At 58.4% G+C, this 12,962-nt stretch carries 12 protein-coding genes and 1 pseudogene; 3 read left to right on the top strand and 10 right to left on the bottom strand.

The features are described 5' to 3' along the window. Positions 1-6 precede the first annotated feature (6 nt). Positions 7-1,140 carry a sigma 54-interacting transcriptional regulator gene (locus tag DIE23_RS38340; RefSeq protein ID WP_124618031.1) on the bottom strand — a complete coding sequence of 378 codons (1,134 nt, stop codon included), beginning with the start codon at positions 1,138-1,140 and terminating at the stop codon, positions 7-9. 410 nt (positions 1,141-1,550) lie between these two features. On the opposite strand from DIE23_RS38340, the gene DIE23_RS38335 reads away from it, so the two are divergent. Next, positions 1,551-2,114, top strand: a complete 564-nt coding sequence (locus DIE23_RS38335) for a carboxymuconolactone decarboxylase family protein (RefSeq protein ID WP_124618030.1) — start codon at positions 1,551-1,553, stop codon at positions 2,112-2,114. 355 nt (positions 2,115-2,469) lie between these two features. On the opposite strand, the gene tnpC is transcribed toward DIE23_RS38335, so the two are convergent. From tnpC to tnpA, 3 genes are all read right to left on the bottom strand, one after another. Then, positions 2,470-4,050: an IS66 family transposase gene (tnpC, locus tag DIE23_RS38330; protein ID WP_124618027.1), complete on the bottom strand. Its 1,581-nt coding sequence runs from the start codon at positions 4,048-4,050 to the stop codon at positions 2,470-2,472. Positions 4,051-4,113: 63 nt separating this feature from the next. Then, on the bottom strand, positions 4,114-4,389 hold the full coding sequence (tnpB, locus tag DIE23_RS38325; protein ID WP_148093488.1) for an IS66 family insertion sequence element accessory protein TnpB: 276 nt from the start codon (positions 4,387-4,389) through the stop codon (positions 4,114-4,116). 76 nt (positions 4,390-4,465) lie between these two features. Next, complete coding sequence (gene tnpA, locus DIE23_RS38320) at positions 4,466-4,942, bottom strand: IS66-like element accessory protein TnpA (protein ID WP_124618023.1); 477 nt, start codon at positions 4,940-4,942, stop codon at positions 4,466-4,468. Between the two features lie 530 nt (positions 4,943-5,472). Here tnpA and DIE23_RS38315 point away from each other — a divergent pair. Then, positions 5,473-6,672 carry an ABC transporter substrate-binding protein gene (locus DIE23_RS38315; protein ID WP_260436366.1) on the top strand — a complete coding sequence of 400 codons (1,200 nt, stop codon included), beginning with the start codon at positions 5,473-5,475 and terminating at the stop codon, positions 6,670-6,672. A 264-nt stretch (positions 6,673-6,936) separates the two neighbouring features. On the opposite strand, the gene DIE23_RS38310 is transcribed toward DIE23_RS38315, so the two are convergent. From DIE23_RS38310 to DIE23_RS38290, 5 genes are read right to left on the bottom strand one after another with little or no spacing between them, the layout of a single operon-like run. Then, positions 6,937-7,962 (bottom strand): amidohydrolase, encoded by a 1,026-nt coding sequence (locus DIE23_RS38310; protein ID WP_124618020.1) that lies wholly within the window; start codon positions 7,960-7,962, stop codon positions 6,937-6,939. Between the two features lie 31 nt (positions 7,963-7,993). Next, positions 7,994-8,686 carry an ABC transporter ATP-binding protein gene (locus DIE23_RS38305; RefSeq protein WP_124618018.1) on the bottom strand — a complete coding sequence of 231 codons (693 nt, stop codon included), beginning with the start codon at positions 8,684-8,686 and terminating at the stop codon, positions 7,994-7,996. A gap of 2 nt (positions 8,687-8,688) precedes the next feature. Then, positions 8,689-9,456 (bottom strand): ABC transporter ATP-binding protein, encoded by a 768-nt coding sequence (locus tag DIE23_RS38300; protein WP_124618016.1) that lies wholly within the window; start codon positions 9,454-9,456, stop codon positions 8,689-8,691. Continuing rightward, entirely contained in the window at positions 9,453-10,454 is a 1,002-nt protein-coding gene (locus tag DIE23_RS38295; protein WP_124618014.1) for a branched-chain amino acid ABC transporter permease, read from the bottom strand. The genes DIE23_RS38300 and DIE23_RS38295 overlap by 4 nt, the downstream gene beginning before the upstream one ends. Positions 10,455-10,456: 2 nt before the next feature. Further along, on the bottom strand, positions 10,457-11,323 hold the full coding sequence (locus tag DIE23_RS38290; protein WP_124618012.1) for a branched-chain amino acid ABC transporter permease: 867 nt from the start codon (positions 11,321-11,323) through the stop codon (positions 10,457-10,459). Between the two features lie 1,054 nt (positions 11,324-12,377). Between DIE23_RS38290 and DIE23_RS38285 the strand changes: the two genes are divergently transcribed. Next, a complete protein-coding gene (locus DIE23_RS38285) occupies positions 12,378-12,707 on the top strand; it encodes a DUF4148 domain-containing protein (RefSeq protein ID WP_124618010.1) in 330 nt (109 codons plus the stop codon). Positions 12,708-12,860: 153 nt separating this feature from the next. Here the strand turns inward: DIE23_RS38285 and DIE23_RS38280 are convergent. Continuing rightward, positions 12,861-12,962 (bottom strand): annotated as a pseudogene (locus DIE23_RS38280) (succinate--CoA ligase subunit alpha); the annotation flags it as partial.

Raw genomic sequence — 12,962 nt, 5'->3', positions numbered from 1 at the left:
TACGGGCTACGCCCTCCGCGCCAATGCGCGCCAGCATGAAAAACCAACCACTGTCAGATTTAGTCTAGTCCACTGCACCTGAACATCTCCCGGCATGTCCCCGACCTCGTCGAAAAAGAGGCTCCCTGCGTCAGCCTGCTCGACCTTGCCTCTTCTGCCCTTGCGTTCGGCGCCGGTGAACGAGCCGCCCTCATATCCGAACAGTTCGCTCTCGACCAGCGTCGACGGCAACGCTGCGGCATTGACCATGACGAGATTGCCTTCCCGGCGATCACTCAGCTTATGAATTGCGTGAGCGGCCAACTCCTTGCCGGTTCCGCTTTCGCCGGTCAGGAGCACCGGAACATCCAGTGGTGCCACCTTCACGATCTGCTGCTTCAGCCGCTGCATTGCCAGGCTTTCCCCGACAATCTGATCAAGGCCGTAACTGCGGTTTTTCAGGTCTTTCAGTTCGCGCTTGTAGTAAGCAACTTCAGACTTCAGTTTCGTCAATTCAGTGGAGAAGGTTTGCAATTGCTCGGGGCCCTTGAACATCACCTGTCCGATCGCCCCAACCGTTTCTCCACGGCTATTCTTGATCGGATGCCGCGTTACGACACGAGTCACCCCGCGCATCTCCTGAACAGCACCGATCTCCGCCTTGCCGGTGGCCGCGACCTGATCCAGCCGGGTATTTTCGATGACTTCCTTCACGTGGCGGCCGATCCCGCTACCCGGATTCATGCCGAAAAAGCGCTCGTGGACAGGGCTGATATACCGCAGCAAGCCCTCTCGGTCGACAACAGTCAACGCCTCGAAAGGATTCGTGAGGAAATGGCTCAGGATATCGCTGGCGAAATCGACGGAACCGACAAATTCGAAAAGGGCATCTCGACCTTCCCGCAGCATCGCGATCATCACCGTTGCGTCAGTCGCGGGCAGAACGATAACCACAACCGGCGACGAGTCAGGCCCTTCAACTGAAAAAAGGCGTTGCTGGCGGCGTCTGGCGTCATGCCAGCCCGCGATGATTCGGGTCGCCATTTCTCGTTGCTCAGCGATACCGCTCGCCATCAGTTCCTTGCCATCGGCGGAAAGAATCAGTACGCCGCGCAGCGTCGACGCAGCCACACCAGGCTTGGCCAATTCGAGTGTCTCCATGATCGTCTCCTTGTGTCTCTGTGGCGATCATCAAACTTCTCTTTTAATGGGTTTGTCTTCGCCGTGGACACAAGACTACCATCAAGAAACAGAACCATTGGTGCATCGGATCGATAGCCCATATCGAACTGATTCATGAATCGTTTGAGCCTGTCGCAGCGAGCTTCCCAGCCGTCCAAGGGATGTGGGCAGTTGTGGAATCAGGGCATTCCCTATTCTTCAGACTTGCGCCTGGTGAATCTCCCTGCTTTGGTCCGACTTGAGGTTATGGTGGCGCGATGGCATGAGGCTTGCAGCGGACGACCCATCTCGCCGCGCGGTGAAAGGATGAGAGTGATTGAAATCGTCACCCCGCATGATTCGAATGGCAACCAGTTTTTTGCCGGCATCTCAATCTTAAGGAAAATCGAATGCCTTTCTTCAAGTCCCTTCCTAGTGACGCCGGTCCGCCCAATGTCTTCAAGCAGTACCCTGAGATCTACGGCCCGTGGGCGACCATGAGTCAAGTCATGATGAACGGATCATCGCCACTAAGCCAGGCTGAACGCGAACTTATCCTCGCATATGCCGCAGGCGCCGCCGACTGCGAGTTCGTCTGCGTCGCGCATTCGGAAGTTGCATATGCATGGGGAATTCCTCGCGGACTGGTCGAACAGCTGCTTGCGGATCCCGATAGCGCGCCTCTCGACCAACGTATGAGGCCCCTGCTCGCGTTCGTGCGCAAACTGATGGTTGCGCCGAATGAGCTTTGCCAAGCTGACGCCGATGCAGTATTCGATGCCGGATGGAGTGAGCAGGCGCTGCACGATACGATCGCAATCTCAGCTCGCGCCGCGTTCATGCAACGCCTTGTCGCAGGGCACGGATTCACACCGTTGGATAGGGAAACAGCGTCGGCGCACGCGCAACGCCGTGTCGAGCGCGGATACGTCAATCTGTATCGAACGTTTAGAACGGACAAGCAGGACGACTAAATCGATCGAACTACACCTTTCGTAGCCCCCCTTCTGAGGCGGCTCCGCCACGCGTCTCGGGTTTCGACCGGGAAGCCGCCCAAGCACGGCGTCTCACTTCACGTATCCGCGAACAACGCGTGTAGTGCCGATCTTCCACTATTGACTCGAGATGCCCAGCGCTGCCGGACGACGAAGTCCATCCAATTCGCCGATCAATTTTCCGTAAGCGCGCAATTTGGCACACCTCATGAGCAGCGGCATACAACAGATGGGCGAGCATAGCTTCACCGCGGCGATCGACCTCGATCGGCGATGTCTGTCGCGTGGCATTGTTCATAGCTGCCGACTCGGCGGTCGGCCCCGGTCTGCCGTGTCAGCTGGCCGCCGCTTGCTTCTTCGCGTAGTTGAACGGCAACAAGTCGGTGATGTCAGCGTCTGGCGCGCGCTGCGGCAACTCAGTCAGCACGTGCAGCAGATACGCGTGCGGTTCGACACCGCAGGCGCGGCACGTGAGCACTAAGCTGTAGACCATGGCGCTCGCCTTTGCTCCGGCAACAGTGTCGCAGTGCAACCACGATTTTCTTCCGGTACAGAACGGCCGGATGTCTCGCTCGATGACGTTGTTGTCGATGCCAGCGCGACCGTCCGTCACGTAACGGCTCAGGTACAGCCATTGGTTTCGGCAGTAGCTGATCGCTTTCCCAAGCAGACTCTCGGGCAGTACCTTCGGCGCCAGCTCGTCAAGCCATGCCTTGAAGGCATTCAACAACGGCACGCTGTGCTGCTGCCGCAGGCGATACGTGTAGTCGACGCGCGCTTCGCCGTGAGGCAATTCGCCCTTGGCGAGGACCTCGACCTGATACAACGCCTGGAAGTACTCGAGCGCCTTGGCGACGCGCGGGCTGGGCTTGTTCTTCTGCCCCTTGAGGACGTCGGTGAACGCTCGTCTCGCATGCGCCATGCATCCGAAGTGCGTCGCCTTCTTGAGCGTGCGCCACGCGGCATAGCCATCGGACATCAACATGCCCGCGTAATCGCCAAGGAACGCCTTCAGATATTCCTGACCGCGACCGGGTTGGTACTCGAACAGCACGACCGGTTCGGCGCAATCTTCGGCGCTGCGGTAACACCACATGTAGCTTTTGCTCTGTGCCGACTTGCCGGGCTCCTTGAGCACCTGGACCGTCGTCTCGTCGCCGTGGATCAGGGACTGCTGCAGCAGCGTTTTATGCAGCGCATCGTACAGCCTGCGGTAGTGCAGCTCGCTGGGCCGGATGATCCAGTTTGCCAGCGTGCCGCGGCTGACCGGGACGTTCGAGCGCGCCAACACATCTGCCATCCGGTACAGCGGCGTGCCGTCGACATACTTCCCGGTCGTGACGGTGGCGATCATCGATGCGCTCGCGTGGCTGCCCGGCAGCGGTTGTGCCGGCATGGGGGCAAGCACGATCGGCGTGCGTTCGGCATGGGTCTCGCAATGCCGGCACGCGTATTTGAAGCGCGCATTCTGGAGAACCGTGACCTTGACTTCGTAGTGCAACTGCTCGCTCACGTCTTCGCCGATGCGGTGCAGCGTGTTACCGCAACACGTACAGGCTTTTTGATCCTCGGGCAGATCGTATTCAACACGCTCGCGCGGCAGGTGCGCCGGCAGCGGCTTACGGCCGCGTCTTCCAGGCATGGGCGCAGTGTCTGGCAGCATAGGCAGATCGCCATCTTCTTCGGTCGACTCGGTCTCGGCGATCTGCTCGGCCTCGTTGAACAGGCGATCACGGCGCTTCTCGCTCTTCGGCGCAAAGCGCTGGGCCAGCGCCAGACGATACTGCTCTTCAAGCGCATCGAGGCGCTTCGTCAGCTCGTCGATCCTTGCATCGCGCTCAGCCAGGCACGTTTCGAGCGTGTCGATATAAGCCTGGGCGGCCGGTGGGAACTGGGCAGATTCGTGTGCGTTCATGCCGCCCACGATAGCGACTCGGGCGCTCAAATAGGTTTACGGCCAAGTGTTAACGAGTGTCAGTCACGTCGCGTGTTGGTACCGGCGAGCAGGATGGCGACGCATCGCGTCGATGTCGATGCCGTCGAGCAACAGGTGAAGTTGCCCCGTCGTGAGCTCGACCACCGCTTGATCACGACGAGGCCAGACGAAGCGATCCGCCTCGAGCCGCTTCAACATCAGCCAGAAGCCGGCGCGATCATAGAGCAACAGCTTCACGCGATCGCGTTTTCGGTTGTGGAACGCGAAGACGGCTCGTGCGAGCGGGTCGAGCTGCATCGACTGTTCGACCATCGTCACCAACGTGTTCAGCCAGCGCGGAAGTCGATCGGCTCGCGGTGCAAGTAGACCCGCAGATCACCATCGAAGCGAAACATCAACCAACCCCCAGCGCCACGATCATCGCCTTGACGAGCGATGCGTCCTGCGAAGTGCATTCCAGGTCAATCGTGATGCCGCTGGGTAGCCGTACAGACAGCCGGGCTCGCGACGATGCTGTAGCCGCCGCTGGCGGTACCTCTCGACACACCGGCAGAGACGCCGGCGCCGTCTCTACCGTCTCCAGCATACCGTTGTCGACCGTCACCACGGGAACGAATGCCGACGCTTCCGATTCCATAAGCTTCGGTAACGCAGGAGTTACGCATGCCTTCCGATACATCTCGACCCATTTGCGCAACTGGTTTGCGTTCACACCGGCCTTGAGCGCCAGGCCTGACAGTGACGCGCCAGGTTGCAAGCACGCCTCGATCAGGCGCCGTTTGCCGTCTGGATCGAATGATCGTTTGCCATTCGGGGCGACGTGCGTCACCTTCAGAGGCGCGAAATCGAGGTCAATCGTGTCAAGTGTCATCGTGGTTGCGTCCGCAAGTGTGGAGGTTGCGGACGCAAGCGTGACGTTTATCAGACTTGCACGCTATGTGCGGAGAATTTCGCGGTTACAATTTTCCGGTTGGCCGGCACGCAATCAACTCGTCATGCCGGCGGCGCGCACAAATCCAACGTATTCCTGTCGCCGCCGACGACGCGCTGTCTGCCTCGAAGACAAGGCATCAATCGGTATCCGATACCAGGAATGATTTTTCGCTAAGGCAACTCGCGTTCGTTCTAGGTCCCTGAGAAGCTCAATTGGTGCGGATTACTGATTCGCTTGACGTTTCGCGATCAACAAACAACACCTCGCAATCGAGATCGACAGAAGTTCGGACGATCGATACACGACGGTCGTTTTCCCTATCTGCTACACAGCGACCACTGCTGGCATTGCTATTGCTCAATATGCTTGGGGTTGGCTTCCAAGCACGAACGTGTTCGCGATCCAGCATTGACGCGATCACTCGATCCAACTTCCACACACAAAAAACCTATTTGATGGAGACGTCGATGATCAAGCGCAGGAACAGCTTCCATTCAACCACGATGACGGCAGTAGCCGCAGCGATTCTGTCCATCTGCATGCCTGCAATTGCTCAGGACTGCGTGGTCAAGATTGGCGCAGTTGGACCGATGACTGGAGGCGGCTCCTCCTGGGGGCTGGCTGACAAGGCTGGTGTCGATTTCGAAGCCGCCTGGACGAACGCCAACGGCGGATTACAAGTCGGGAACCGCAAGTGCACCGTTTCTGTTGTCAGCTATGACTCGCAACAAACCGCAGCGGGTGGTGCAGCAGCGGCAAACTACTTTGCCGGCCAGAATGTACACGCTGCCGTAGGCCCGATTCCATCGCCCGAGACGACAGGGTACAAACCGGTCGCGCAACGCTACGGTCAGGTCAACTTTGCGCACTCTTTCGCAAAGGACGTGATCACCCCGAAGTTCCCGCTCGCATTCGCGGTATCGCTGTCACCGCACGTCTGGGGCGCCACGGTGATCAACGCAGCAAAGGACCGCTTCAAGTTCAAATCCGCCATCGTCGTCGAACCGAACGATCAGGGCGGCATCGACGCAGGCACCGCTCTCGTGCAAGAGTATGGCAAGGCGGGCGTCAAGGCATCCGAGGAGCAGTATCAGCGTGGCACGACCAACTTCGCACCGATCGTTGCTCGCCTGATGGGTATGAAGCCGGACGCCATCGAGATCGGTCCGATGCCGCCGGGTGAAGCTGGAATTCTGGTCAAGCAAATGCTCGAAGCCGGCTACACCGGCGCTTTCGGACGTCTCGGTGGCGGCGCCGAAACGATCCTCAGCATGGCCGGCGGCATTCCGGCCCAGAAGGCCTTCTACTGGATTGAACTCGCCCCGACCGAAGACCCCGGCATCCGAAAGCTGAATGCAGATTACGAACGGGTGATGAAGTCCAAGGCACCCGACAACACTCTGTTCTACCCGTCGCAATTGGCGGCGGAGCAGTTACTCCATGCCATCTCCATCGCCGGCACGGACCAAGACGGCGACAAGATTGCGAGTGCCCTTCGCAAGATGACACCGGAGTCCCGCTACCTCGGTAAGGGCGGCTGGCGAGGTCAGGCTCAATACGGAATCAATCAACAGTTGGCCTTCCCGGTTGGCATGGGCATCATCGCAAACGGAAAGAAGGAAGTGCAACGCAGAATCGACGTGGCGTCGGAACCGTCGAAACCTTGATGTAGGAACCCTCCTGGCGGTCGCGGCGCAAGCAATAGAGGCTTCGCGATCTACCGGGAGGGCGTTGCTGCAAACGTCGGTATCGTTGAATTCAAGTGGACAATACGGCTTCATTGGGAGCGTTCCCCATCGTATCGTCGCGGATACTGTTTCACGCAAGATGCCGCATGCGGCCATCTATGAAAAAAAGTTCATCGAGCGCCTGTGTGTAGCTGATCGAGGCGGCCAGTGGACCGCCTCGTCAGTAATCCAACATCACGTTCTTCAGGGCAGGTCGATACGATAGATACGAGCCGCAGTGTCGTGGAATAGCGCTGCCTTCTCGTTCGCCGACGCATCACGCACACTATGCTTGAGTGCATTCCACAGCGGGACGAAACCACATGTGCGTCCATCAGGCGGATAATTGCTCTCCATCATGCAGCGATCGACGCCGAATGCTTCGATCACCGTCTCGATATAAGGCTTCCAGACCTCGGCCAATTCCAGATAGGTCGGGGCGATCGAGCGAGTTTCGAAGCCGAACCCCCAAAACGGCAACCCCAGCCCGCCGACCTTGCACGATACGTTCGGACGCCGTGCCAGTTCGCGTACCTCATCACGCCAACGTTTGAACACCTCCGCCCGCCCCGCGGCATCCATTTCCATGCCCATTGCCTGACCGAGGTGATTCAGCACAATCGGCGTATTGGGAAAAGCGTCGGCCAGTTCACCCACATCCCCGAGCTGGTGATGAAAGACGGCCGAATCGAACGTCAACCCGCGTGACGCCAACTCACGAAATCCGGCCCGAAACTCCGGATGCTTCATGATCCCGCGCGGCGGCGGATTCGTGACATAGCGGAACAGCGCCTCGCAGTCGTCTTCGATGCAGAGTTGGCGGATACCGCGGAACCGCTCTGGTGCGATGTCGGTTGCGCGATCGAGCAGTTCTGCGATGGCAGAACCGTATCGAAGATCGGCATATCCGACGATTGCCGCGCATACGCGGCAATCGCCATAGACGCCACTGGCGCTCATCGCTGCGACGCCATTTGCGAACTCAATCTCTCCGAGCGGCCGGAGCATCTCGGGCCCAAAGGTACGGGCAAATGCGAGCGTCTCTACGTACACCGATGCGACGATCCTATGCCCTGCGTTCGCATCCTCAACGTAATCATCAAGCAGGTAACGCAGCGCCGGACGTTGGAACAAGTGGTGCGCGGAATCGATGATCGGCAGATCCGGATCAAGGATCGGCTCGTCGCGCCCAGCCTTCACATGGTTATATGCTGGCTGCATCTTCGTCATTGTGGTGCCTCACTTTTCTATAAGATTGTGGTTACAGATATTCCTCTGCCAATGCAACATCCCGGATTTCATCCACAGTCCCGCTGCGCCGCACTTCGCCACCGCGCATAACATAGGCGCGGTCGACGAGCTTGAGCGCCGGCCGTGCCATCTGCTCGGTCATCAGGATCGTCGTGCCGCGGCGCTGCAGTTCGCGGATTGATTCGCTGATGCGCTCGATCCATACCGGCGCAAGACCGAGAAACGGTTCGTCGAGCAACAGCAGCTTTGGCAATGTACTCACCGCGCGGGCAATCGCCACGACTTGCTGTTGCCCGCCGCTAAGCTGATTCGCCGGCTGGTCGGCGCGCTCGACCAACAGTGGAAAGGTCTTCTCGATCCACGCGAAATTCTCGTCTGCCTGCTTCCTCGAGATGCCGAGCATTCCGGACATCACGTTTTCCCGGACGGACAGCGACTGGAAGATGCGCCGGCCTTCGGGCGAATAGCCGATGCCGAGCCGGGCCCGCGCTGGGCATGGAACGCCAGTGATGTCCTTTCCGCCGAAGCGAATCCGTCCCGACGCCGCTGGGACAAGCCCGACGATCGCGTTCATGAGACTTGATTTCCCCGCACCGTTCGCACCAACCAGCAGGACAGATTCGCCCTCCGCGACGTCGATCGAGACATCGTGAAGTGCAACGATGCCGCCGTAGCGGACTCGCAGATTTTCGACACTCAGCATGTTCAATCCTCGCTAGCACCCAGATATGCCTCAATCACGTCACGCCTAGAAAGCACCTCGTCGGGCTCTCCCTCGGCAAGCAGACGCCCGGCTTCCAGCACCACAATGCGGGGGCAAAGTCGGCGCACCATATCCATGTCGTGTTCGACAATCAGCACACCGCATCCCAACGTATTGCGAGCATGTTCAATGAAGCGATCGACCTGCGGGCGCTCGCGCCTTTCAAGGCCAGCGGCCGGTTCGTCGAGCAACAAGAAGCCAGGCCTGGACGCTAGTACCATGACAAGTCCAAGCATCTTTTGAAGTCCGTACGGTAATTTCTCGCTCACCTCATGTCGATGCGGGGCAAGGCCGAACTCTTCGATCAGATCGTCTATCCCGAGGTCCGGGCCAATCTTCGCAGCAGCAAATCGTTGCGCACGGGAGAGGTTTTCATCGACCGTCGCGCTGCGGAATGTATTTGTCTGCTGGAAGCTCCGTCCTATACCGAGTCGATTTATCGAATAGAACGGTTTTCCGGTAACCTCCTGATTGCCGAGCCTGATATGTCCGGACGTGGGCCGCAGCACGCCGCTCATCACGTTGATCAATGTGGTCTTTCCTGCGCCGTTCGGACCGATCACCCCGAGTACTTCGCCGGCCGGCACTTCGAATGACACATCTTCGAATACTCGGATACCACCGAATCGCTTCGTAATGGCGTCGACCCGGAGTGTCCGAGCCACATGCGGCGAAGCAGCATTCGCTGAGAGTGCTGGTGTCGAGCTCATGCGCGACCTCCGTCTTGTACATGCGGACGGCTCACATCCGCGCAACGCCCGCCGAATCGCCCAAAGAGTTTCAGCATTGTTCCAACAATCCCACCGGGCGCAATCATCATCACGATCACGAGCAACACACCGAACATCCCGGACGCCAAGTTCGCGTAGCTGCTGAATACGGTAGTCATTCCGATCAGCAGCAGGCTTCCGACGACGACACCAAGCAGGTTACCGCGGCCGCCAATAAATACATATGCGATGTAGTTGTTCACCGACCACGACGTGAAGGAACTCGGATGAGCGGTTGATAACATGTTCACCAGTTCGAAACCAGCCAGGCCAGAGACTGCCGCCGACGCGATGAAGCCGGTTGTTCGGAACTTCCATGGCGCAATCCCCAGGCTCTCGGCAAGCGTCTCGTTCTCTTCGATGGATGCGAATTCCGGCCGCAATATATGCGTGACGGCCAGCGTACCCAACGTTGCAACGATACAGACCACGATCGTCACGACTACGGATGCCGTCGTTGAATTCATATTCAGCATGAAGAGCGTCGCGGGAGGCACGCCAGCAATGCCATTTGCGCCACCGGTCAGCGTCGGTGTCTCGAAGATGACGAGTTGGAGGATCTCGTTAAACACGAACGTGATGAAGATAAAGTAGACGCCCTTTAAACGCAGGACTACGGCCCCGAGCGGGACTGCCACGATGGCCGGCACGATTGCGCTGACCGCCATCAGCAACAGAAGATTCGTCGTACCTGAGTTGGCCACGATTGCGGCCGCATATCCGCCGAGCGCCATGAAAGACGGCACGGAGAACGACAGCAAACCAAGCCGCAACATGATGTAGATTCCCATTGCCGCGGTTACGCCGACCGCCGACTGATTCGTCAGGGAATTCATCAGCGGATCCGTGGTGACGAACGGCAACAGAAGGAGAGGCAACAGCAGCAGTACGCCACATAAATCCAGCGTGAATCCGCGACGTCGCATATTGATAGACATGTTTAGGCCTTTCGCGTAACGGTGCCGAGCAGACCCTGCGGCCGCACGAGCAGAATGAGCATCACAAGAACAAACAACGCCAGCGCGCCTTGCGATCCGCCTAGGTAAACACTGCTGTAAGCTTCGATCAGGCCAACGACGAACGCCGCAACCATTGCGCCCGTCACGCTGCCGAGACCACCCAGGATGACCACGATGAAGGCCTTGCCTAGCACCGCGTCGCCACCGAATGGTTCGAGCGCCAGGATCGGCGTCACAAGCGCGCCTGTGAGGCCTGCAAGCGCCGTCGCAATGGCGAAAGCAAGCGGAAACATCCGCGACGGCCGAATACCTTGCGCGCGTGCTACCGCGCCATCATCGGCCATCGCCCGCAGTGCGATTCCATAGCGCGTCTTGAACACGAGACAGTAGACGCCCGCAATCGCCAGTGCACATACCCCCATCACGATAAGGTTCGAATATGGGATATAGAAGCCTGGTCCGCGCAGCGAGCCTGCAATCGGGAACGGAAAGTTCATCGGCTCTGCGCCATACGAGACGGTCACGCCCGTCGCGATGATCTGATAGATGCCAAGCGTGATCAGCATCGTCGCAAGCGGATCGGTGACGTACCGCTCAATCACCAGCACCTCGGTAAGGTAGCCGAGCACGCCGGTAGCCAATGCGGCGATCAGCACCGCGAAGAAAAATGGCACGCCCAGGGATTGGGAAAGCGAATACGCGATATATCCGCCCAAAATATAGAATCCCCCGTGTGCGAAATTGACGACTCCGAGGATGCCGAATATGAGCGTGAACCCTATGCTGATCAACGCATACTGGGTACCGAGGCTCAGGCCGATGACACCGGCCGAAATCAAGCCTTCCATAATTGAAGTTCCTTTCTTTCCAGCGTTCTGACCGAAGACGCGTCGAGTGCTCGACTGTCCACGTTCCGGATGTTGATCAAGAAAACGAATGCCGGGATGCCCAGTGCTGCTCTAGACTGGTACCTCGTGGCGTGCATTTGTCATCGAGATGTCGTACTGCAAATTGAGGAAATTGGTTCATAGATCGTCTCCATTTTTATTGCGACCGCGTGTCAATTTATGCTTGGTACGTGCTTTCGCAGTTCGCCAACAGTGTGTCGTCTGAGATGCCGCCAGAGCCAGCACCAGGCGTGGCATCGACTACTAATTGGTAGACCGTCACGCGCTCTCGGTAATGCAACGGGCGTGCCAGAAATGGCATGCAAAGGCGAAAATTTCTGACAAGTTACGAGCCCGCGAAACCGCAGGCATTCAAGTGAACCGATTTCTGGAGTGCCGACAGGATCTTGATCAGACTCGATCGAAAAGGAAGCCTCGGTGCCAGTTAAGGCGAAGGCAAATGCCCAGCACCGCCTTGCTCGCCACCATTGGTGTGTATTCTTAGCCGACAGATGATGTCCGCCTCGACTACGTTCGGGGCAGGAGTCGGCATGAAACCCCGAACATTTTCGACTGCTGTACAGACCTGCCGGCGGCCAACTCCTGCGTACATCCCCGCGTAATTTTTGGCCGTCGCAACGCGGGGCATGCATGTCATCCCATTGGTCATTGGTGTGCGATCCGAGCTGTGCTGTCCCCGGACACGGTCGATCTTATCGACTGACGCTCCGATCGTCGTGTCGACTGGTTCGAACACGACCGTCTCATTTTCTTGATCGGCGACCGTCGATATCGGTAGCCGGGCTCCTCACGGCCCTGTCGAGTTCCTGGAAAGCAGGAGTGCATATAACGCGCACGACATCCGTGAATGCCCGGACGATCTACTCCGATGTCGCCACACTCGCTGCAACGCGGTTATGATTCAGAAGCTCCCGTTGCGACGTTCTCGCGTCGAGAGCAGGGGCGGTATCTGTACGTACTTCAAATGGAATTAATCAGAATAGAGAGTTCACCGATGCGAATCCAATTCAGAAGGTTCACGCTTGTTGCTGCCGCAGCAGCTTTCCTGATCGGCGGGACGGCATCCACGTTCGCGCAGACAACGGCAAGCGAGCCCACTACGCAGGATGCGAAGGCACAAGCCAAGGCGGCGAAGAGCCAGGCGCGCAAGGAAGCTCGCGCGCAGCGCAAGGCAGCGCGTAAAGCAGCGCGGGCAAAGAACACCGCCGAACTGAAGAAACTCGAAGACGCCGGTTACAAGCCGGCGGTCAATGACCCGAACTATCCGCAGAACCTGCAAGATGCCCAGAAGAAGGCCGGTGCAGCGACCGGCGCAAGCCAGTAATCCCCGCCCGGGCGATGCACAATGCGTACCGCATCGCGCATCGCCCAATCCAGTATATTGTGTCGGACCCGTCGCACCTTTCTGGCAGGTTGTCAAACTGGAAAATCGAAGACAGGCAAAAGCAGCATTTTCCTCCGGATACCCCGAACGAAATTACAGCGCCTTCTTGAGCAGGCGACCCATTTCCGACGGGTTGCGCGTGACGGTGATGCCGCACGCTTCCATGATTTCCAGCTTCGCTTCGGCCGTATCCGC

Origin of the sequence: Burkholderia sp. Bp9143, from assembly GCF_003853645.1 — a bacterium.
GTDB lineage: Bacteria > Pseudomonadota > Gammaproteobacteria > Burkholderiales > Burkholderiaceae > Burkholderia.
This window is presented reverse-complemented; position numbering and strand designations above follow the sequence as displayed.

What these genes read in the sequence shown, in the direction of transcription:
- DIE23_RS38340 (WP_124618031.1), bottom strand. Translation starts at nt 1,140, where the DNA reads ATGGAGACACTCGAATTGGCCAAGCCTGGTGTGGCTGCGTCGACGCTG.
- DIE23_RS38335 (WP_124618030.1), top strand. Translation starts at nt 1,551, where the DNA reads ATGCCTTTCTTCAAGTCCCTTCCTAGTGACGCCGGTCCGCCCAATGTC.
- tnpC (WP_124618027.1), bottom strand. Translation starts at nt 4,050, where the DNA reads ATGAACGCACACGAATCTGCCCAGTTCCCACCGGCCGCCCAGGCTTAT.
- tnpA (WP_124618023.1), bottom strand. Translation starts at nt 4,942, where the DNA reads ATGACACTTGACACGATTGACCTCGATTTCGCGCCTCTGAAGGTGACG.
- DIE23_RS38315 (WP_260436366.1), top strand. Translation starts at nt 5,473, where the DNA reads ATGATCAAGCGCAGGAACAGCTTCCATTCAACCACGATGACGGCAGTA.
- DIE23_RS38310 (WP_124618020.1), bottom strand. Translation starts at nt 7,962, where the DNA reads ATGACGAAGATGCAGCCAGCATATAACCATGTGAAGGCTGGGCGCGAC.
- DIE23_RS38305 (WP_124618018.1), bottom strand. Translation starts at nt 8,686, where the DNA reads ATGCTGAGTGTCGAAAATCTGCGAGTCCGCTACGGCGGCATCGTTGCA.
- DIE23_RS38300 (WP_124618016.1), bottom strand. Translation starts at nt 9,456, where the DNA reads ATGAGCTCGACACCAGCACTCTCAGCGAATGCTGCTTCGCCGCATGTG.
- DIE23_RS38295 (WP_124618014.1), bottom strand. Translation starts at nt 10,454, where the DNA reads ATGTCTATCAATATGCGACGTCGCGGATTCACGCTGGATTTATGTGGC.
- DIE23_RS38290 (WP_124618012.1), bottom strand. Translation starts at nt 11,323, where the DNA reads ATGGAAGGCTTGATTTCGGCCGGTGTCATCGGCCTGAGCCTCGGTACC.
- DIE23_RS38285 (WP_124618010.1), top strand. Translation starts at nt 12,378, where the DNA reads ATGCGAATCCAATTCAGAAGGTTCACGCTTGTTGCTGCCGCAGCAGCT.